At 36.6% G+C, this 17,853-nt stretch carries 21 protein-coding genes; 12 read left to right on the plus strand and 9 right to left on the minus strand.

Features of this window, described 5'->3' with window-relative positions; translation table 11 throughout:
- Nucleotides 1–23: 23 nt before the first annotated feature.
- Nucleotides 24–842: a hypothetical protein gene (locus tag ACWPWS_RS12010; protein WP_454046642.1), complete on the minus strand. Its 819-nt coding sequence runs from the start codon at nt 840–842 to the stop codon at nt 24–26.
- A 481-nt stretch (nt 843–1,323) separates the two neighbouring features.
- On the opposite strand from ACWPWS_RS12010, the gene ACWPWS_RS12015 reads away from it, so the two are divergent.
- From ACWPWS_RS12015 to ACWPWS_RS12030, 4 genes are read left to right on the plus strand one after another with little or no spacing between them, the layout of a single operon-like run.
- Nucleotides 1,324–1,953: an NUDIX hydrolase gene (locus ACWPWS_RS12015; protein ID WP_105684445.1), complete on the plus strand. Its 630-nt coding sequence runs from the start codon at nt 1,324–1,326 to the stop codon at nt 1,951–1,953.
- Between the two features lie 27 nt (nt 1,954–1,980).
- On the plus strand, nt 1,981–2,787 hold the full coding sequence (locus ACWPWS_RS12020) for a lysophospholipid acyltransferase family protein (protein WP_105684446.1): 807 nt from the start codon (nt 1,981–1,983) through the stop codon (nt 2,785–2,787).
- Between the two features lie 15 nt (nt 2,788–2,802).
- Nucleotides 2,803–3,240, plus strand: coding sequence for a hypothetical protein (locus ACWPWS_RS12025; RefSeq protein ID WP_454046643.1), 438 nt, complete (start codon nt 2,803–2,805; stop codon nt 3,238–3,240).
- A 6-nt stretch (nt 3,241–3,246) separates the two neighbouring features.
- Complete coding sequence (locus tag ACWPWS_RS12030; protein ID WP_209785757.1) at nt 3,247–4,584, plus strand: UDP-N-acetylmuramate--L-alanine ligase; 1,338 nt, start codon at nt 3,247–3,249, stop codon at nt 4,582–4,584.
- A gap of 50 nt (nt 4,585–4,634) precedes the next feature.
- Here ACWPWS_RS12030 and ACWPWS_RS12035 read toward each other — a convergent pair whose 3' ends face one another.
- The 3 genes from ACWPWS_RS12035 to ACWPWS_RS12045 all read right to left on the minus strand — a co-directional run bounded on the left by ACWPWS_RS12035 (nt 4,635) and on the right by ACWPWS_RS12045 (nt 7,450).
- Complete coding sequence (locus ACWPWS_RS12035; protein ID WP_454046644.1) at nt 4,635–5,249, minus strand: hypothetical protein; 615 nt, start codon at nt 5,247–5,249, stop codon at nt 4,635–4,637.
- Nucleotides 5,250–5,344: 95 nt separating this feature from the next.
- Nucleotides 5,345–6,403, minus strand: a complete 1,059-nt coding sequence (locus ACWPWS_RS12040) for an NAD(P)H-dependent flavin oxidoreductase (protein ID WP_454046645.1) — start codon at nt 6,401–6,403, stop codon at nt 5,345–5,347.
- Between the two features lie 171 nt (nt 6,404–6,574).
- Nucleotides 6,575–7,450 carry an aldo/keto reductase gene (locus tag ACWPWS_RS12045; RefSeq protein WP_454046646.1) on the minus strand — a complete coding sequence of 292 codons (876 nt, stop codon included), beginning with the start codon at nt 7,448–7,450 and terminating at the stop codon, nt 6,575–6,577.
- A 235-nt stretch (nt 7,451–7,685) separates the two neighbouring features.
- On the opposite strand from ACWPWS_RS12045, the gene ACWPWS_RS12050 reads away from it, so the two are divergent.
- Both ACWPWS_RS12050 and ACWPWS_RS12055 read left to right on the plus strand, forming a co-directional pair.
- Entirely contained in the window at nt 7,686–8,120 is a 435-nt protein-coding gene (locus ACWPWS_RS12050; RefSeq protein WP_454046647.1) for a GNAT family N-acetyltransferase, read from the plus strand.
- Nucleotides 8,121–8,588 carry a GNAT family N-acetyltransferase gene (locus ACWPWS_RS12055; RefSeq protein ID WP_454046648.1) on the plus strand — a complete coding sequence of 156 codons (468 nt, stop codon included), beginning with the start codon at nt 8,121–8,123 and terminating at the stop codon, nt 8,586–8,588. It begins immediately after the preceding gene.
- Here the strand turns inward: ACWPWS_RS12055 and ACWPWS_RS12060 are convergent.
- Together ACWPWS_RS12060 and ACWPWS_RS12065 are read right to left on the minus strand one after the other, a co-directional pair.
- Complete coding sequence (locus ACWPWS_RS12060) at nt 8,565–9,461, minus strand: LysR family transcriptional regulator (RefSeq protein WP_454046649.1); 897 nt, start codon at nt 9,459–9,461, stop codon at nt 8,565–8,567. The two genes, ACWPWS_RS12055 and ACWPWS_RS12060, sit on opposite strands and share 24 nt — an antisense overlap.
- A gap of 40 nt (nt 9,462–9,501) precedes the next feature.
- The gene (locus ACWPWS_RS12065) at nt 9,502–10,248 is read right to left on the minus strand and encodes a metallophosphoesterase family protein (RefSeq protein WP_454046650.1); all 747 of its coding nucleotides are present in this window, start codon (nt 10,246–10,248) and stop codon (nt 9,502–9,504) included.
- 615 nt (nt 10,249–10,863) lie between these two features.
- Here ACWPWS_RS12065 and ACWPWS_RS12070 point away from each other — a divergent pair.
- The 6 genes from ACWPWS_RS12070 to ACWPWS_RS12095 all read left to right on the plus strand — a co-directional run bounded on the left by ACWPWS_RS12070 (nt 10,864) and on the right by ACWPWS_RS12095 (nt 15,807).
- Nucleotides 10,864–11,481 carry an NAD(P)H-dependent oxidoreductase gene (locus ACWPWS_RS12070; RefSeq protein ID WP_454046651.1) on the plus strand — a complete coding sequence of 206 codons (618 nt, stop codon included), beginning with the start codon at nt 10,864–10,866 and terminating at the stop codon, nt 11,479–11,481.
- On the plus strand, nt 11,478–12,362 hold the full coding sequence (locus ACWPWS_RS12075) for an NAD-dependent epimerase/dehydratase family protein (protein WP_454046652.1): 885 nt from the start codon (nt 11,478–11,480) through the stop codon (nt 12,360–12,362). Before ACWPWS_RS12070 ends, ACWPWS_RS12075 begins: the two co-directional genes overlap by 4 nt.
- 1 nt (nt 12,363) lies before the next feature.
- Nucleotides 12,364–12,651 (plus strand): putative quinol monooxygenase, encoded by a 288-nt coding sequence (locus tag ACWPWS_RS12080; protein ID WP_454046653.1) that lies wholly within the window; start codon nt 12,364–12,366, stop codon nt 12,649–12,651.
- Between the two features lie 2 nt (nt 12,652–12,653).
- Entirely contained in the window at nt 12,654–13,406 is a 753-nt protein-coding gene (locus tag ACWPWS_RS12085; protein WP_454046654.1) for a type 1 glutamine amidotransferase domain-containing protein, read from the plus strand.
- A gap of 230 nt (nt 13,407–13,636) precedes the next feature.
- Nucleotides 13,637–14,620, plus strand: a complete 984-nt coding sequence (locus ACWPWS_RS12090) for an aldo/keto reductase (RefSeq protein WP_454046655.1) — start codon at nt 13,637–13,639, stop codon at nt 14,618–14,620.
- Between the two features lie 218 nt (nt 14,621–14,838).
- The gene (locus tag ACWPWS_RS12095; protein WP_454046656.1) at nt 14,839–15,807 is read left to right on the plus strand and encodes a cyclase family protein; all 969 of its coding nucleotides are present in this window, start codon (nt 14,839–14,841) and stop codon (nt 15,805–15,807) included.
- A gap of 488 nt (nt 15,808–16,295) precedes the next feature.
- Here ACWPWS_RS12095 and ACWPWS_RS12100 read toward each other — a convergent pair whose 3' ends face one another.
- The 3 genes from ACWPWS_RS12100 to ACWPWS_RS12110 form a co-directional block, all read right to left on the minus strand.
- Entirely contained in the window at nt 16,296–16,739 is a 444-nt protein-coding gene (locus ACWPWS_RS12100) for a carboxymuconolactone decarboxylase family protein (protein ID WP_105684462.1), read from the minus strand.
- Between the two features lie 7 nt (nt 16,740–16,746).
- Complete coding sequence (locus tag ACWPWS_RS12105; protein WP_454046657.1) at nt 16,747–17,178, minus strand: DoxX family membrane protein; 432 nt, start codon at nt 17,176–17,178, stop codon at nt 16,747–16,749.
- Nucleotides 17,179–17,241: 63 nt separating this feature from the next.
- Entirely contained in the window at nt 17,242–17,814 is a 573-nt protein-coding gene (locus tag ACWPWS_RS12110) for a Crp/Fnr family transcriptional regulator (RefSeq protein WP_105684464.1), read from the minus strand.
- Nucleotides 17,815–17,853: the final 39 nt, after the last annotated feature.

A 17,853-nucleotide genomic window follows, 5' to 3' on the forward strand; every position in this document is an offset into this window, starting at 1 on the left:
TTTACAGTATTTTGTTATAGGGCTTAATTCGACTGATTCACAATCATTGAGTTTCCATTACCCATCTGAGTTCCAACATGGATATGGCCATCTCCGCTTTGTGCTACCCAGGTAAAGTTACTGTTACCCATCTGAAGGTCAATAGCAGTGTTAGAATCTCCTATCTGGAATTGATAAAGCTGGTTGGCATTACCTACCTGTAATCCTACAGAGGTGTTATCATCTCCTACCTGAACTGAAGCGGCAATATTACCTGTTCCGGCTTGAGCATGAGTAGCACTGTTATCATTACCATCCTGATACTGAACAAGAACATTATTAGCACCGATCTGAAGGGCACTGGCATCATTTCTTCTTCCCAGCTGAATTTGATAAGCATCATTACCGATACCTACCTGGATAGCAGAAGCATCATTTCTTCTTCCATCCTGATATTGAAGGACAGAGTTACCTAATCCAACCTGTACCGAAGAGGCTTCATTTCTTCTTCCGATCTGAGTTTGTTCTGTAGAGTTAAGCACTCCAAGCTGCCATGTTGAAGCAGAGTTTCTGTTTCCTAACTGCATCACTTCATTTGAGTTTCCAATACCCACCTGATCCACATCTATAGAGTTTCTGTTTCCGATACTCTGTGCATTATTGACATTTAAAATTCCTACCTGGTCAATATCAGCCATATTACGATTCCCTGTTTGTGTTAGAGAATTAATGTTCAAAAGACCTGTCTGGTCTACTGTAGCAACATTTAAGTTTCCTGTTTGAGTAGTCACATCAATATTGAATTGTGCGAATCCGAAACTCATTGCGAATAGTGTAAGTACACCTGTAAGTAAATTTTTCATCTTAGTAAAAATTAATTGGTTAATAGTAAGGCAAAGGTAGCTTCCCCGACAAAATGAAAAACCACCATCAAAGTGTAAATTTTGAAAATCACGGTTTCCAGTTCGCCAGGTCATTATTTACCGTTACGGAAAAACCCCATCACAACTTGTTGATTTTCAATAAAATCTATTAGTGGTGAATATTAATTTTTCTTCAATGATGATTTTTTCTGAATAAATCCGGGATTTTATATTTTTAAAACATCACAGTACAGGGTTTTAAGCTTTTGATAGAAACTATTGCTCAAATTTATTTACACAACCAAAAATCAATTTTGAATTAAAAATTAACAGTTAAAAGTTGAAATATGTTCTGTTTTATCATTAACGATATATCATTGGGTTTAAGAAGCAAAAATTTCCGCTTACAATGCCGTCTTTCTCATAGGTTAATTAATGTTAAGGCACTTATTTCTTCAAGATATATTGCTAAATTTGAGCTATGGAAAATTTTGGAAAAGATTTATTGAGAAAAATAAAAAGCGTGGAACTTCCCGGTGAACACGCACATGGAGTATTCTCGCCTCCCTACCGTCCCGTTTTCACTTATGATGAAGTATTGTCAAAAAATCCCAAATTTGCAGCTGTCAATATTGTTTTATATCTGAAAGACAACGAGTGGTATTTTCCCTTGATTCAAAGAACCATTAATGAACACGACAGACACAGCGGGCAGATATCCCTGCCTGGAGGAAAGCGTGAGGAGATGGACAGTGATTTTGCTGAAACAGCAGTTCGGGAAACCTCTGAAGAAATCGGAATAGATAAACATTATGTAAGGATTATCCGAGAAATGTCTCCTATTTATATTCCGCCAAGCAATTTCTATGTATATCCTTACATTTCTTATACAAAAAAGAACCCGGCCTTTGTTCTTCAGCAGACGGAAGCTGTGGAAACAATAGAATTTCCTATCACTTCCTTTTTAAACCTGTCGGATACCCCGGAAATTATGGCTTTACCCAGTGCTGGCGGACATGACGTTCCGGTGATTAATTTCAACGGATACATCATCTGGGGTGCTACAGCAATGATATTAAGTGAATTCAGTCAGTTGCTGAAAAAAATGTAACTTTGCACTACCGTGTTTAATTGAGAGATGGCGAAGAAAAATATTTTCACCGATGCATTCGGAACACCTTATTTTTTGAAAAGGTTTATTATTTTTATTTTAGGAGTTGTATCATACAGAAGATTCAACGGCTTTAATAAGTTAAAAATAACCGGTACAGAACACCTTGTGGATCTTCCGGACTCTAACGTACTTTTTGTATCCAACCATCAGACCTATTTTGCAGATGTGGCGGCCATGTATCATGCCTTCTGTGCTGTAAATAACGGATATTTAAATACGATAAAAAACCCGATCTATCTACTGAATCCTAAGATTGATTTTTACTATGTAGCAGCTGAAGAAACCATGAACAAGGGTATTCTTCCCAAGATATTCAAAATTGCAGGTGCTGTAACGGTAAAAAGAACATGGAGAGCCGAAGGGAAGAATGTCAACAGAATGGTAGACATGAGTGAGGTAGATAATATTATGAAAGCATTGGACAATGGCTGGGTAGCTACTTTCCCTCAAGGAACTACATCGGCTTTTGCACAGGGACGAAGAGGAACTGCCAAACTGGTAAAAAACCAACGCCCCATTGTGATTCCAATCAAAATAAATGGCTTCAGAAGAGCTTTTGATAAAAAAGGACTCCGCGTAAAGGTAACCGGTGTAAAACCTACGATGGAATTTAAAGCTCCTCTGGATATTGATTATGATAATGAAAAAGCACCGGAAATTTTATTGAAGATTATGACTGCCATTGAGCAGACAGAAGACTTCAATGTATTACACAGTTATGATGAAGAACTTAAAGCTAAAAAATTAGAACAAAAGGACTCAAATAATTAAAGTAAAATAAAAATTATGAACAAAATACTTGGAATCTTATTCGCAATCATAGTATTAGTTTCATGCAACAGCCAAAAGATATATTCGGATTTTGATATCAGCTATTCGAAAAGCGGTGGCTATGCTCCAGTTTATGAAAACCTGCTTATAAAAGGGAATACTGTACACTACTCTTTTGAAGGACAGGGAAAGAAATACAAACAGGATTTTAAAATTTCTGCTGAAGATTTAAAAAAACTGGATCAGGTTCTTTCTCAGAATAATTTCAGAAGAATACAGGAAGACCGTAAAAAATTGTACGACAATATTTCCACTTCCATCAATATCAAGAAAGGTCCTAATGAAGGTAGTAAAACGGATGCCAGTATGATTATTCCGAATTACCAGACCAACTGGAACAATATTATTGAGGCTTTCCAGCAGATCATTACTACTAATGTTAAAAAACAGTAAATACAATTGAAAACCCACTTCATTGCCATTGGCGGAAGCGCCATGCATAATCTTGCGATCGCATTAAAAGACAAAGGATATCAGGTGACAGGTTCTGATGACGCTATTTTTGAACCTTCAAAATCCCGATTGGAAAAGAAAGGAATTCTGCCTCAGGAAATGGGCTGGTTTCCGGAAAAAATCACTCAGGATATTGATGCAGTTATTCTTGGAATGCATGCCCATCAGGATAATCCAGAGTTGGCAAGAGCAAAAGAACTGGGGCTGAAAATATATTCTTATCCTGAATTTCTATACGAACAGTCTAAAAACAAAACAAGAGTGGTCATTGCAGGATCACATGGTAAAACTACCATTACTTCAATGATTCTTCACGTGTTGAATTTCCATCAGAAAGATGTGGACTTCATGGTAGGAGCTCAGCTTGAAGGGTTCGACTGTATGGTAAAACTGACTCAGGATAATGATTTCATGGTGCTGGAAGGTGATGAATATCTTTCTTCTCCTATCGATCTTCGTTCAAAATTTTTACTGTATCAGCCGAACATCGCTTTAATGAGCGGCATCGCATGGGATCACATCAATGTATTCAAAACCTTTGATGATTATATCGATCAGTTCAGAAAGTTTGTGGCAAGCATTACTGCCGGTGGAGTTCTGGTATACAACGAAGAAGATCCTGAAGTAGTAAAAGTAGTGGAAAATGCAGAGAACTATTTCAGAAAAATCCCTTACAAAACTCCTGAATACGAAATCAATAATGGTAAAGTATATTTAAAAACCGAAATGGGAGATGTTCCGCTTTCTGTTTTTGGAGCCCACAACCTACTGAACCTTGAAGGAGCAAGACATATCTGCCGTCAGCTTGGCATTATGGATGAAGATTTCTATGAGGCGATTATGAGCTTCAAAGGAGCATCCAAACGTCTTGAAAAAGTAGAAAGAGAAGATAAAGGAATATTATACAAAGACTTTGCACATGCACCAAGTAAGGTAAAGGCTGCTGTAAAAGCATTTGCAGAGCAATTTAAAAATGATAAGAAATATGGATTTCTGGAGCTTCATACCTATTCCAGCTTAAATCCGGCATTCCTTGAACAATATGACCACGCCATGGATGGTCTGGAAGAAGCCATTGTTTTCTATTCTGAAGATGCGTTGAAGATCAAGAGAATGGAACCTATTTCTCCTGAGTTTATCAAGGAAAAATTCAAGAATGAAAAATTAAGAGTTTTCACGAATGCTGAAGATCTTCATGCCTACTGGAATACATTAGATAAAACAAATGGTGTTTATTTAATGATGAGTTCCGGAAATTTCGGCGGTCTTGATTTAACAAAATAATAAAAAAGCTTCAGATTCTATTTCTGAAGCTTTTTTATGAAGTATACTTTCTAATTGTCGCTTAATTTTTTATTATTGGTCAGCTCAATACTCTTTATGGAGCCCAACGGTGCTATTTTTATCGTTTTATTTCCTTTTGCCAGATAAATATAATACATGCTGTTCGATCCTATCAGATGTACCTGCTCAAAGCTATCATCACCATAGTTTAATCTATAGTCATATTTAAGCTTGTTCTCCCTTATCTTTCTGGTGAGCCCAATCCCTTCTCCCCAACCTATCCCCACAAAGAAAGACAGTAGCATCATAGCGAGAAATTTCACAAACATATTGGTAAAATGATTCTCAATAGCCTCTTTGCTCATATTTTCATGTCCTTTGAGAGATGCCATCTGGAATGCCCAACGTTTATTTTTATTGGCCTGTTTGGATAAAAAAGAGGGAAAAGCAAATGAAAATACGACGATAACAATCAGAGCAATCAGTATAACCGGATGAGCCGTTAAAGTAGCAATCGGACTTATCAAAATGTCCATTATTGTTGAATATTTTAGAATATTAATATTGATCTGATAGTAGAAGACACTTTCTTTTAATATTCCCATTATAACGAGAAAAAGATACCCGAATGGAAGTGATCTCTTAATTCCTTCTGAATATTTCATGGATGTTTTTTATTGGTTTTAGTTTTATATTGGGGCAGATCAATGATATTGATGTACGAAAATATAAAATTATCATCAAATTAAAACATACAGATTTATCTTTCACATTCTTTGATCAGTTTTTTCAGAATTTCTTCTGTAGAAAGTTCGCTATATGGGTGGATAGACTGTCCTACCCAAATTCCTACAAACTCCGGATTTTGCAAAGATTTTGCTTCTTTACGCAAGGCATTGGTCAGTTTGTTCTGGTAAGGATAAGGTAAAATATATTCTGAATTTTCAACTGTTTCTATAAATTGATTTTTCACGCCTCTGGCATATCTTCCGGAAAAACTCTTTGTCAGAACAATTTCTTCTTCTCTTACCTTTTTCAATCTTTCTTTTTCAAAAGGCTGCAAAGCACTTTCCTGAGAAGCCAGTAAAAGATTGCCCACCTGAAAACCCTGTGCTCCTAACTCTTTAACAGCCTGCAATGTCTTCGCTCCATAAATTCCTCCGGCATAAATCAAAGGAACTTTTACCTGTTCATAGATCTGTGACAGCAAAGACAATCCTCCGATCTGCGGAATATTTTCGGCTTCAAAACTTCCTCTGTGCCCTCCGGCCTCTATTCCCTGAACGCAAATGATATCAATACCGGAATTTTCAAGTAATAAAGATTCTCTCACAGAAGTACAGGTTCCGATAAGAGTAACTCCGTTTTCCTTCAATTTTTGAATACTCTGATCATCGAGATTTCCGAAAGTAAAACTTAAAATTTTACAGTTTTCCTGAATAATGGCATCCACTTGTTCATGGTAGCCGTTTACACTGATTTCTTCAAGATCCGGAAGATGTACTTCAATCACATTTTCCTTTGCCAGCTGCTCAATAAAAAGCTTAGTTTTACCATACTTTTCTTTTAAAGCATCAGTCACTTCCGGAATGTGATGAACAAATATATTGGCAGCAAAAGGTTTATCTGTCAATTTTTTCGTCTCTCTGATCAATTCAACAGACTGATCTGCAGAAAGGTCAGCCAGTGCCAGTGATCCGAGACAACCTGCTTTTGCAGCTGCAACAGCCATCTGGACGGTGCTCACTCCAAACATCGGAGCCTGAATAACAGGATATTGTATCCCTAGTTTTTTACTGATTGTATCTGGCCAAAACATAAGAATTATTTTTATTAAAAAGGTACAAAAAATAGGAACACTTCATTTTCAACAGGATATGATATTCTTCACCCTGAATGAAAATACAATTCCCACAGTTTTCACTATTTCACAGATTACAATCTGTGTTTTCTGTGAGATCTGTGGGAGTATTCTTACTTTTTATTTCTATTAAATATCTGCTACAGAATTTAACATTTTTTGCTCCCATTCCGGATCTTTAGGATCAAAGAATAATCTTTTTCCGGTATCTAAAGAACGTACAACATTCATTTCATCCTCTGTCAGCGCAAAATCAAATACATTAAAGTTTTCTTCGATTCTTGAAGGGGTCACAGATTTCGGAATTACAACAAAACCTTCCTGTAAGTGCCATCTCAGAATGACCTGAGCTACGGTTTTGCCATATTTTTCAGCAATCGCTTTCAGATCAGGATTGCTTAAAAGGTTGGCATTACCATTTCCTAGTGGGCTCCAGGGCTGAGTTACGATATTATTTTCTCTGTCATATACCTGTAATTCTTTCTGCTGGAATACAGGATGCAGTTCAATCTGATTGATAACGGGTAAAACGGTTGAATTAGCCTTCAATTCCTCAAGTTTCTCGACGGTAAAATTACACACCCCAATGGCTTTAATTTTCCCTTCATGATATAACTCTTCCAAAGCTTTCCATGTTCCCAGAAAATCTCCATACGGCCAGTGGATTAGATACATATCAAGATAATCCATCTGCAATCTGTCTAATGTTCTCTGGAAAGCACTTTTTGCCTTTTCATATCCATGATCCTGAACCCATACTTTTGATGTGATAAACAATTCATCTCTGTTTACACCGCTATTTTTTACGGCAGCACCTACCGCTGTTTCATTCTGATAAATAGCAGCAGTATCTATCATTCTATATCCTGTCTGAATAGCTTTGATTACTGCATTTTCACATTCTTTCAGATCTTCCATCTGCCATACTCCAAAGCCTAAAGCCGGAATATCCACTCCATTATTTAAGGTTACCACAGGTTGTCCTGTATAGGTTTTCTTTTGCATAAGTCTTTATTTTAATGATTAATATAAAGTGATAAACAAATTTGCAATAAAAAATCGGAAATTCTGCCTACCAATTTTACTGTTCCTGTTAGAAAATTGTTAGGTAATTGCAGTTTTGAGTTGCTGGTTTCTGGTTTCTGGTTGCTGGTTGCTGGTTGCTGGTTGCTGGTTGCAAAATTATGTTCCTGCTGGTATACCATCGCTATTTTCTTTATTTTTGTTTAAATTAAACATCATGTCACAACACATCAGACTGGCAAATGCGGAGGATTATCCTCGAATTATGGAAATATGGGAATCAGCAGTAAAAGCCACTCATGATTTTCTTGCTGAAGAGGATTTCAATTATTTCAAAGAGGTAATTCCAAGAGACTATCTTCCTAACCTGGAAGTCTATTTAATTACTGAAGACAACGACGCTGAAGGATTTGCGTCCGTAGCAGAGGGCAATCTGGAAATGCTTTTCATTCACAATAACACTCGGGGAAAAGGCTATGGAAAAACTCTTTATCAGTTCATGAAAGAGAAAACGGGATTGACCAAAGTAGATGTGAATGAGCAAAATCCCCAGGCGATCGGGTTTTATGAAAAAATGGGCTTCAAAAAAATCGGAAGATCGGAAAAAGATGGTTCAGGAAAAGAATATCCACTTATCCATATGAGCCTGTAAATGGAAAATTTCACCTTCAACAAGCTAAATTCGGATTCAGAAATCCCTTATCATTTACTGCTTCTGGCTGATGAAACCCAAGAAGCTATCAATCAATATATTTTTAGTTCTGAGATCTATATTTTACATGACGGTACTGAAAACATTGCTGTAATGGCGTTGTACAAGAAGACCCATACTGAACTGGAAATTAAAAACATTGCTGTCATTGAAAGCTACAGAAATAAAGGTATTGGAACGATCCTGATAGATAAGGCAAAAGAAATTGCGAAAGAAAATTATTATAAAACACTGACTGTTGGAACATCGGATACCGGCTTCCAACAGATCAGATTTTATGAGAAAAACGGTTTCATTAAAAGTGGAATTCTGAAGAATTTCTTTATTGAAAATTATCCAGTACCTATTTATGAAAACGGTTTACAGATGATAGATATGGTTTTATTAAGCCATCACCTTGCGGAATAATCCTTTAATATGTTCTATTTCAGTTTGATAATTGGTTTTCTTGCGACAACCGAAGTAAAGCGTATTTTCAAATTTCTTCTTTCCTTCCCAAATCAACTGGATATCACCTTTTTCAATATCATTTCTGCATAGAAAATCAGGAACAACGGCTAATCCTGTTCCTCCTTTCAGACAGCGGATGATTGAGTTCATATTAGGAACGATATAATTAGGACGGAAATTGGGTTTATGACCAAAATTCAATATCCAGTACTGGAAAAGATGTTCCATGTCTCCGGTGGTTCCGTACCATTTTTCATTTTTCAGCCATTCCTCTATCTGTTCAGCATCTTTTGTTTTTAAAACCTTATTGAAAGCTGCTTTATCCACATCTTTCCCTCCTACCAGAATAATTTGTTCTGAAGAGAACGCTTCATGTTCAATATTGGGTGAAGCTCCTTTTTTCGGAGTAATGATAAGATCCAGAATTCCTTTATCCAGCTGATCCAGCATTTCAGGATATTCTCCAAAACTGATAATCAGATTAAAGGGTAATGAAGAAACATATTGTTCCAGGGTAGTCTGAAAAGTCTCAAAACACATACCCACGCTGATTGTAGGAGTATGTTTCTCAGTAGACTTCTGAAAATTCTTTTCTACATCTTCCAGCTTGGTGATTGGTTCAGCTACTGCATTAAACAATACTTTCCCACGTTCTGTCGGAATCATTTTTCTACCGGTTCTGTCGAACAGCTTATAACCTACATAAGCTTCCAATGAGCTTAAATGAAGGCTTACTCCCGGCTGTGATATGAATAAAGCATCCGCAGCACCTGTCAATGTCCCGGTTTTATAGATCGCCTTAAAAGTACGATACCATTCTAAGTTAACCATGACTTAATTATTAATATTATAATGCAAAATTACAAAATAATTATAATATTAATACATTTTCATTCTTCAGAAAGGAAGCATAATAATCCGGAATCCCGCTTTCCTTTATCTGGCGGACAGTTTCATCAATCGGATAGGATAATTGGACAATTTCCGGGGTAATTTTTTCTTCATCTAAAGTCAATACTAAATAGGAAGCCAATCTGTTTTCTTCTTTAGAACGGCCTACGGAACCACAATTGACAGCCCAGGTATCATTTTCAAACTGTTTTTTAAAAGATAAATGAGTATGTCCCATTACCATCAGATCAGCATCTGCCCTTTCCAGCATTGCCCTAAAAACCTTATCATTTTCTGATTCGTATAAGTAAGTGTCATTGCTTTCAAGACTGGAATGAACCAATTGAATATTCCAGTGCTTATTCCCTGTTTTATAGTTTAATTTTAAATGAAAAGGAAGCTCAGTAAGAAATTTTTTATTCGGTTTTGAAATGTGTTTTTTAGAGTGATCTATCGCAACAAATCTGGCATTGGTTTCTTCTTCAGAATGCTTGGACAAAGGAACTACAGGAATATCAAAAGCAATCCTTTCATCGTGATTTCCCATCAGACAGGGAATGTTTAAACTTCTAATCTTCTCAATCACTTCATTTCCCCAGGGTGCAAAATCCACCAGGTCCCCCAAACAGAATTTCTGCCGGATTCCCCTCTGCTCAATATCATTCAGTACAACTTCTAATGCAGGAAGATTTCCATGCACATCACTAAAAACGGCTATCTGTATCATTGTCCTTCAATTTGTTAGACAAATTTACACGACAGACAGGAATTTCAGTTCAAATATGATATGACATTTTACCATTAGTGCCGTCAATACTCAATTTTTGCTGCGCAAAGTCAATGATGAATCGGTATACTCATAAAAATTCACAAGCGAAGCGGATTGACTATTCACAATTAATGCTGTCAATAGTCAATTTTTGCTGAGCAAAGTCAATGATGAATCGGATACTCACAAAAATTCACAAGCGAAGCGGATTGACTATTCACCATTAATGCTGTCAATAGTCAATTTTTGCTGAGCAAAGTCAATGGTGAATCGGCATACTTACAAAAATTCACAAGCGAAGCGGATTGACTATTCACCATTCACCATTAGTACCATCAATAGTCAATTTTTGCTGCGTAAAGTCAATGATGAATCGGTATACTCATAAAAATTCACAAGCGAAGCGGATTGACTATTGACTATTCACCATTCACTCTCGATCTTCAACTTTATCTCCAAAACCTTGAATCAACAACTATAATTTAAATAATACTTTCCTATAATTTATATTATTTTTATTATACAAACATCCGTTCTAACTTTGCAGAGTAAAATTTAAACAATCATAAAAAAATGAAAAAAGTACTAATCATCAACGGAGGACAGAATTTCGGACATTCCGGAGGAAAATATAATCAGACTATTACAGAAAATACACTAGCAGTTCTTAAAGAATTGGGTAACGTAGAAGTAAAGATCACCAATGTAAGCGAAAATTATGATAAAAATGAAGAAGTAGAAAAGTTTGTGTGGGCAGATTACATCATTTACCATACGCCTATCTGGTGGTTTCAGCTTCCCAACGGATTGAAAAAATACATTGACGAAGTTTTCACAGCAGGTCATGCCAAAGGAATTTATATGAGTGACGGAAGAAATGCTGAAAATCCGGAGATCAATTACGGTACAGGAGGAATGCTTGGTGACAGAAAGTATATGCTGACTACAAGCTGGAATGCTCCTGCAACAGCCTTTACGCTTCCCGGAGAATTTTTCAGTGAAAAAAGTGTAGATGAAGGTCCTTTATTTGGTTTCCACAGAATGAATGCTTTTGTATCTTTAGAAAAAATGGAAAGTTTCCACTTTCATGATGTAGAGAAAAATGCCAATGTAGAACGTGATATGAAACGCTACAGAGACCATGTGAAAACTGTTTTTGAAAAAGAATTAAAACCAGAACTAGTATCATGAAAAAAGTACTGATCACAGGAATTACCGGCTACATTGGCGGAACTATCGCAAAAAAACTGCTGGACAAAAATTATGAAGTAACAGGGCTGGTGCGTAATGAAGCGCATTTACAGGAACTGGAATCATTGGGAATCAAGGCTATTGTGGGAGATATCCATAATGAAGACCTTATAAAAACGGCTGTTGCTGATGTGGATGCAGTCATCCATAATGCCGATTCCGCAGATGATGCCTATGCTGCAGACAACTTGATCAAGGCACTGGAAGGAAGTCATAAAACTTTTATATTCACTTCAGGTTCAGCTATTTTCGGTGGTAAAGAAAATGGTAAAAGAAGTAATTTCGTTTATACGGAAGACTTTCCATTAACTCCGAGATTGGAAATGGCATCAAGAGTACTGATCAACAATTATGTACTGCAATCTGTACAAAAAGATATAAGAAGTATCGTTATTGTTCCTACAATGGTTTATGGTAAAGGCTTAGGCATTAAAAAAGACAGTATTCAGATCCCGGCTCTCGTTAATTTTTCTCAGGAAAAAGGACATGGCGTTTACTTTGAAGAAGGGGAAAATATCTGGTCTAATTTACATATTGAAGATTTGGCAGATTTATATGTACTCGCATTGGAAAAAGCAAAAGGAGGTTCCATTTATTATGCTGAAAATGGTTCGTCATCCATAAAAAATATTGCAGAAAACATCAGTAAAAAGTACAATCTTAAACCTACAAAATCATTAAGCATACAGGATGCTGTTAATAAATTCGGTCCTGCAGGAGGTTATTTCGGCTTTGCATCTAACAGCAGATGTAGTTCCGATAAAGCCAGAACAGAACTGGATTGGAAACCTATCTATAACTCAATTGAAAATTTTATTTAATATGAAAATTCATCTTACAGCCATTATAAAAGCCAAAGAAGAACATCAGGCAGAAGTATTGGAAGTTCTTCAGAACATGGTAAAAGAAACAAGAAAAGAAGAAGCTTGTGAACTTTACAGCTTACATCAGGGAATTGAAGACAAAAATGAATTCGTTTTCTATGAAATCTGGAAAAATGAAGAAGGACTGGCTCAGCATAATCAGCAGCCTTACATCCAGGCTTTCGGAGCTTTGGTAGACGAAAAACTTCAGGAGAAGCCACAGATTTATCTTACAAATAGTATTTAACCATGAAAAAATTAGCGCTGTTAGTACTGGCAATCCTTACCATAGGATTCGTTCAGGCCCAAACCAAAAAATCAAAAAATATGAAAAAGAAAATTTTATTTGTCGTAACCAGCCATGATAAAAAAGGAAGTACCGGTGAAGATACAGGATATTATCTTGGGGAGGTTTCTCATCCATGGGAAGTTCTTCATAAAGCAGGATATGAAATTGATTTTGTAAGTCCAAAAGGAGGAACTCCTCCAGTAGACGGATTTGATTTGAAAGATCCTGTAAACAAGGAGTTTTGGGAAAACAAAGAATACAAAAACAAGATTGATCATTCTATGACTCCATCTCAGGTGAATCCAAAAGACTATTCAACGGTGTTTTATGCAGGAGGACACGGAGCGATGTGGGATTTTGCAGACAATAAAGAACTGGCAGATATCGCTTCAAAAATTTATGAAAACGGAGGTATTGTAGCAGGGGTTTGTCATGGTCCTGCAGGGCTTGTAAATATCAAACTGAATAATGGGAAATATCTTGTAGACGGAAAGAAAATCAATGCTTTTACCAATGAAGAAGAATCTGAAGTAAAATTAACCAACGTTGTTCCTTTCTTACTGGAAGATAAACTGAAAGAAAGAGGAGCAAAATTTGAAAAATCAGGGCTTTGGCAGAATCATGTAGTGGCAGATCAAAGAGTTATTACAGGACAGAATCCACAATCTGCAAAGAGCGTTGGAGAAGCTATCTTAAAAGAATTAAAGAAATAACAGACAATTTTTAACCACAAAAGTCACAATATTTTTCAGACACTTAAATAAAAAAAGTTGTTATTCAGAATACAGAGAAGAACACTTAAGTTCTTTTAAATCCGAAAAAGCTCTTAAAAGTGTCACTATTGAAACGGCGGGAATTCCCCTCCTCCGGAGGGGTGGCGAAAATTCAAAGAATTTTTGACGGGGTGGTTTAACATATAACAATCAATTTTAAAACAAACAAAATGGAATATAGAAAATTAGGAAATACCGATTTAGAATTATCAACCATCACACACGGTGCTTTTGCTATTGGTGGAAACATGTGGGGCGGTAATGAAAAGCAGGATTCTATCAATTCTATTCACGCATCATTGGATCATGGCGTAACTTCTATTGACACGGCACCTTTCTATGGTTTCGGATTAAGCGAGGAAATGATTGGTGAAGCAATCAAAGGAAAAGACCGTTCAAAAATCCAGCTTTTAACAAAATTCGGATTGGTATGGGATGGAAGTAACAATGGAAAAGGAGAATTTTTCTTCGATGCAGAAGATGAAGGGAAAACGATTCCCGTTTATAAATTAGCTTCTAAAGAAAATATCATCAAAGAAGTTGAAGAGAGCTTACAAAGATTAGGAACGGATTATATTGATCTTTTACAGCTTCACTGGCCGGATAGTACAACTCCTACCTCCGAAACCATGGAAGCCATGGAGCTTTTAATCCAGCAGGGAAAAATCCGTACTGCAGGAGTAAGCAACTATAGCGTAGCTCAAATGGAAGAAGCTAACAGAACTTTACAGCTTGCCAGCAACCAGGTTTCTTACAGCATGCTGAACCGTGCTATTGAAAACGATCTTGTTCCTTATTCTTTAGAAAACAATACCGGAATTATCGTGTACAGCCCAATGGAAAGAGGTCTTTTGACCGGTAAATATTTCAAAGAAACTCAATTGAAGGATAACGACCACAGAAACGGATATTTCTCTCAGTTTGATTTGAATAAAGTGAAAACTTTCTTAGAAAAAATTGAACCTATCGCTCAGGAAAAAGGAGCCAGCCTTTCTCAATTGGTATTAAGATGGACTACTCTGCAACCCGCTATTACAGTGGTACTGGCAGGCGCAAGAAATGCACAGCAAGCTATTGAGAATGCAAAAGCAATGTCGATTGACCTTTCACAGGAAGAATTGAACATTATCAATTCAGCGTTGAGCCAAATTTAATAGGGCTGGAAGCTGGAAGAAGGAGGCTGGAAGTTATTGATGCCGGATAATAAATAGATTGGTTTACAATTAACTTCAATTGTCATTCCGACGAAGGAGGAATCTCTTTGTTACCTACAAAATAGTGCAATAGAAATCTACTACTTATCAATATACTAATAAAACTTCCCTCCCCCAGCTTCCAGCTTCCCTCCCTTAACCCCCAAACCTTACAAAAAATGAAAAATAATCTGATCAAAATGTTCGGGTTAGCAACTCTGTTGACTATTAGCAGCGTTGCTTTAAAAGCTCAAACCCTTGTTAATCCGGAAGACCAGTCATGGTATCCGTCTGCTTATGGAGCAAAAGACGAAATCGGAGCGGCCAATCTACTGACTCCTGAAGTGGTAAAACAAGCCCTTGGTTTAGTAAAACAAGGTAAAACATTAGCCCTTGCCGTTCCTATTGATAAAAACCTTCCCGCTTTCAGACACAGAAGCTTCAATTTATACAATATTCAGCCCGGAGAACAGGCCGGAAAAAGCATAGGTCCCAATAAATTCACCTTCAATGACGAATTGGTCAACGGATGGACCGGAGTAGGAACACAGCTGAACGGTATCGGACATATCGGAATTGATAACATGTACTACAATGGAAATAAAGCCACAGACTTTGTAACCGTAGAAGGGGTAAAAAAACTGGGTGTTGAAAAATTACCTCCATTCGTTACCCGCGGTGTAGTTCTTGACATGACGGCTCATTATGGAAAATCTATTGTGCCGGGAGGAACAGAATTTACCGTAGAAGATATCCAATCCGTTTTAAAGAAACAGAAGCTTACCCTACGAAAAGGTGATATCGTTCTTTTTAATACCGGATGGCTTGAATTGATTGGTAAAAATAACCAGCAATTTCTTGAAACAGAACCGGGAATCGGAATGGATGCCGCAAAATGGCTTGCCGATCAGGGAATTGTTGCTTTTGGCGGTGATACCTGGGCGTCCGAAGTTTATCCCAACCCAAAAAATAAAGAAGAATTCCCTATCAATCAGTTTATGCTGGCTAAAAAAGGAATCTATAATCTGGAACTGATTGACAGCCGTCCATTAGTTAAACAAAAAATCTGGGAATTTTTATTCGTACTCGGGCAGCCTTTATATGTAGGTTCTACTCAGGTGAATGTAAACCCTGTAGCGATTTATTAAATCAACTACTTACAATATGAGGTTGTTTAAACTTTTATATTAATTATTTTAACCACAAAAGGCACAAAAGTTTTAAACACTTAAGTTTTTTCAGAACTACGCCTTATGCGTAATAAGTACACCTAAGTTTTGTGAAAATCTTTGATTTTCATCTTGTGTGAACTTTTCTGCGGTATCATTTTACACGTACTTAAGTGAACTCAAGTGTTTTAAAATGAAACCTTTTGTGACTTTTGTGGTTGGGTAAAATTAAAACAACTTTTATATCCGAGAAACAAAGAGACAAGGTAATTCCGTTTAAAAAATAAAATGAACCTTAGATTTATTTTTAGAATTAATACCCAAACCGTATTACACTGTCACTTTGCATATTGCATCAAAACGGCCTTTCAAAATTTGAAAGGCCGTTTTTTTAAATAAAGTAAACATCCGTAGATGATGCAGTCTTCATTAACATCCATCTTCCATCTCCCCGCTTCCAGACTTCACTATTTTGCAATCGGAAGATGAGTACTTACTGCAATTCTGTTCCATGCATTGATCGTTACGATAGCCATAATGATCTGAGCAATCTGGTTATCATCAAAAAATGACTTTGCTTTTTGGAAAGTTTCTTCAGTAAGCCCTTGATGGCTGATCAAAGTAATTTCCTCAGTCATTGTTAAAAGTACCTGTTCTTCTTCTGTGAAAAATTCTCTGGCTTCCGTCCATCCGTTCAGAATAAAAATTCTCTGAGGCGTTTCACCATATTTGATAGCATCCTTTGTATGCATATCAAGGCAGAAAGCACATTTATTGATCTGTGAAGCTCTGATTTTAATTAATTCCTTCTGAATATGGGTTAAAGAAGTAGTTTGTAAATATCCTTCTAATCCCATCATCGCTTTGTAAGCTGCTGAATCTACTGTTGCAATATTCAATCTTGCGCTCATAATATTATTATTTTTTGGTTAATTGATCTATACTTAAAGAATAATGTTGTTGTACTGCCAATAAAAGTGCGGCTGCACTTCCTACCCACACGGAATAGTTAAGCGGAGCTTTTGGTCCTGATGCAATGGTCATTGATATCGCAAAAATCAAGAGTAAAATACTGCTTCCGTACGCTGCCATTTTTGTTTTAAAACCTAAAACCAGCATTAAAGGGAAAAGAATTTCTAATACCGTTGCAGCATATGCTGAGACTGTGCTCAAAGCTTCCGGAAGGAAATAGGTCAGCTGTCTTGTATATTCTTTAAAACTCTCCATGTTTCCCCATGACGAATTTTCTTTGCTCCATAATCCGAATCGGTCTGCCACTGCAGAAAGCATCGTAACGGCAAGAGCCAGCCTTAAAAAGAGTTGCGGAAATTGATTTTTATGATCTGTCATTGCATTAGCTTTTAATTACATGACAAATTTCCGGTTTCTTATTCGTAAAAATCTTAAACTGGTTTAAGATCGTAATTTTGCCCTGATTTCGCTCAGATATTCCGGAGTAAGATTCAGAAAGGAAGCAATCAGGTATTGAGGAATTCTTTGGATAAACCACGGATATAAAGTACTGAAATGCATATAAAGTTCTTCTCTGGACATCTCATACAAATAACGGATTCTCCGTTCCGAAGCAGCATATGCCCTTTGATAGACCATCCGGAAATACCTTTCCATCACAGGATGTTTTTTTAATAAATCTTCCTGACGCTCCAGATCAATTACCAGAATAGAAGAATGCTCTACTGCCTGTATTGAAAAATCTGTCTGTATTTGTCTTTCGTAAGCAAATGTATCTGTAATCCACCAGTTTTCAATGGCAAACTCGGTAGTTTGCTCCACTCCTTTTTCGTTGATGAAGAACTTTCTTAAACATCCTTTCAACACAAAATACATCGTTCGGCAAACCTCTCCTTCCAGCACCAGATTTTGTTTCTTTTTCACATCAAGAACCTGAAAAAAAGACATGATGGAAACAAATTCCTCATCGGTTATGGTAATAAATTTATTTAAATGCGATTTGAATGAGTCCATCTTATAAATTAATACTCAAACTTAACTTTATTTTTTTAG

This window comes from Chryseobacterium sp. Marseille-Q8038 (assembly GCF_965111995.1).

Bases quoted from the DNA above. Each gene is read 5' to 3' on its own strand.
- ACWPWS_RS12010 (WP_454046642.1), bottom strand. From the start codon at position 842: ATGAAAAATTTACTTACAGGTGTACTTACACTATTCGCAATGAGTTTC.
- ACWPWS_RS12015 (WP_105684445.1), top strand. From the start codon at position 1,324: ATGGAAAATTTTGGAAAAGATTTATTGAGAAAAATAAAAAGCGTGGAA.
- ACWPWS_RS12020 (WP_105684446.1), top strand. From the start codon at position 1,981: ATGGCGAAGAAAAATATTTTCACCGATGCATTCGGAACACCTTATTTT.
- ACWPWS_RS12025 (WP_454046643.1), top strand. From the start codon at position 2,803: ATGAACAAAATACTTGGAATCTTATTCGCAATCATAGTATTAGTTTCA.
- ACWPWS_RS12035 (WP_454046644.1), bottom strand. From the start codon at position 5,249: ATGAAATATTCAGAAGGAATTAAGAGATCACTTCCATTCGGGTATCTT.
- ACWPWS_RS12040 (WP_454046645.1), bottom strand. From the start codon at position 6,403: ATGTTTTGGCCAGATACAATCAGTAAAAAACTAGGGATACAATATCCT.
- ACWPWS_RS12045 (WP_454046646.1), bottom strand. From the start codon at position 7,450: ATGCAAAAGAAAACCTATACAGGACAACCTGTGGTAACCTTAAATAAT.
- ACWPWS_RS12050 (WP_454046647.1), top strand. From the start codon at position 7,686: ATGTCACAACACATCAGACTGGCAAATGCGGAGGATTATCCTCGAATT.
- ACWPWS_RS12055 (WP_454046648.1), top strand. From the start codon at position 8,121: ATGGAAAATTTCACCTTCAACAAGCTAAATTCGGATTCAGAAATCCCT.
- ACWPWS_RS12060 (WP_454046649.1), bottom strand. From the start codon at position 9,461: ATGGTTAACTTAGAATGGTATCGTACTTTTAAGGCGATCTATAAAACC.
- ACWPWS_RS12065 (WP_454046650.1), bottom strand. From the start codon at position 10,248: ATGATACAGATAGCCGTTTTTAGTGATGTGCATGGAAATCTTCCTGCA.
- ACWPWS_RS12070 (WP_454046651.1), top strand. From the start codon at position 10,864: ATGAAAAAAGTACTAATCATCAACGGAGGACAGAATTTCGGACATTCC.
- ACWPWS_RS12075 (WP_454046652.1), top strand. From the start codon at position 11,478: ATGAAAAAAGTACTGATCACAGGAATTACCGGCTACATTGGCGGAACT.
- ACWPWS_RS12080 (WP_454046653.1), top strand. From the start codon at position 12,364: ATGAAAATTCATCTTACAGCCATTATAAAAGCCAAAGAAGAACATCAG.
- ACWPWS_RS12085 (WP_454046654.1), top strand. From the start codon at position 12,654: ATGAAAAAATTAGCGCTGTTAGTACTGGCAATCCTTACCATAGGATTC.
- ACWPWS_RS12090 (WP_454046655.1), top strand. From the start codon at position 13,637: ATGGAATATAGAAAATTAGGAAATACCGATTTAGAATTATCAACCATC.
- ACWPWS_RS12095 (WP_454046656.1), top strand. From the start codon at position 14,839: ATGAAAAATAATCTGATCAAAATGTTCGGGTTAGCAACTCTGTTGACT.
- ACWPWS_RS12100 (WP_105684462.1), bottom strand. From the start codon at position 16,739: ATGAGCGCAAGATTGAATATTGCAACAGTAGATTCAGCAGCTTACAAA.
- ACWPWS_RS12105 (WP_454046657.1), bottom strand. From the start codon at position 17,178: ATGACAGATCATAAAAATCAATTTCCGCAACTCTTTTTAAGGCTGGCT.
- ACWPWS_RS12110 (WP_105684464.1), bottom strand. From the start codon at position 17,814: ATGGACTCATTCAAATCGCATTTAAATAAATTTATTACCATAACCGAT.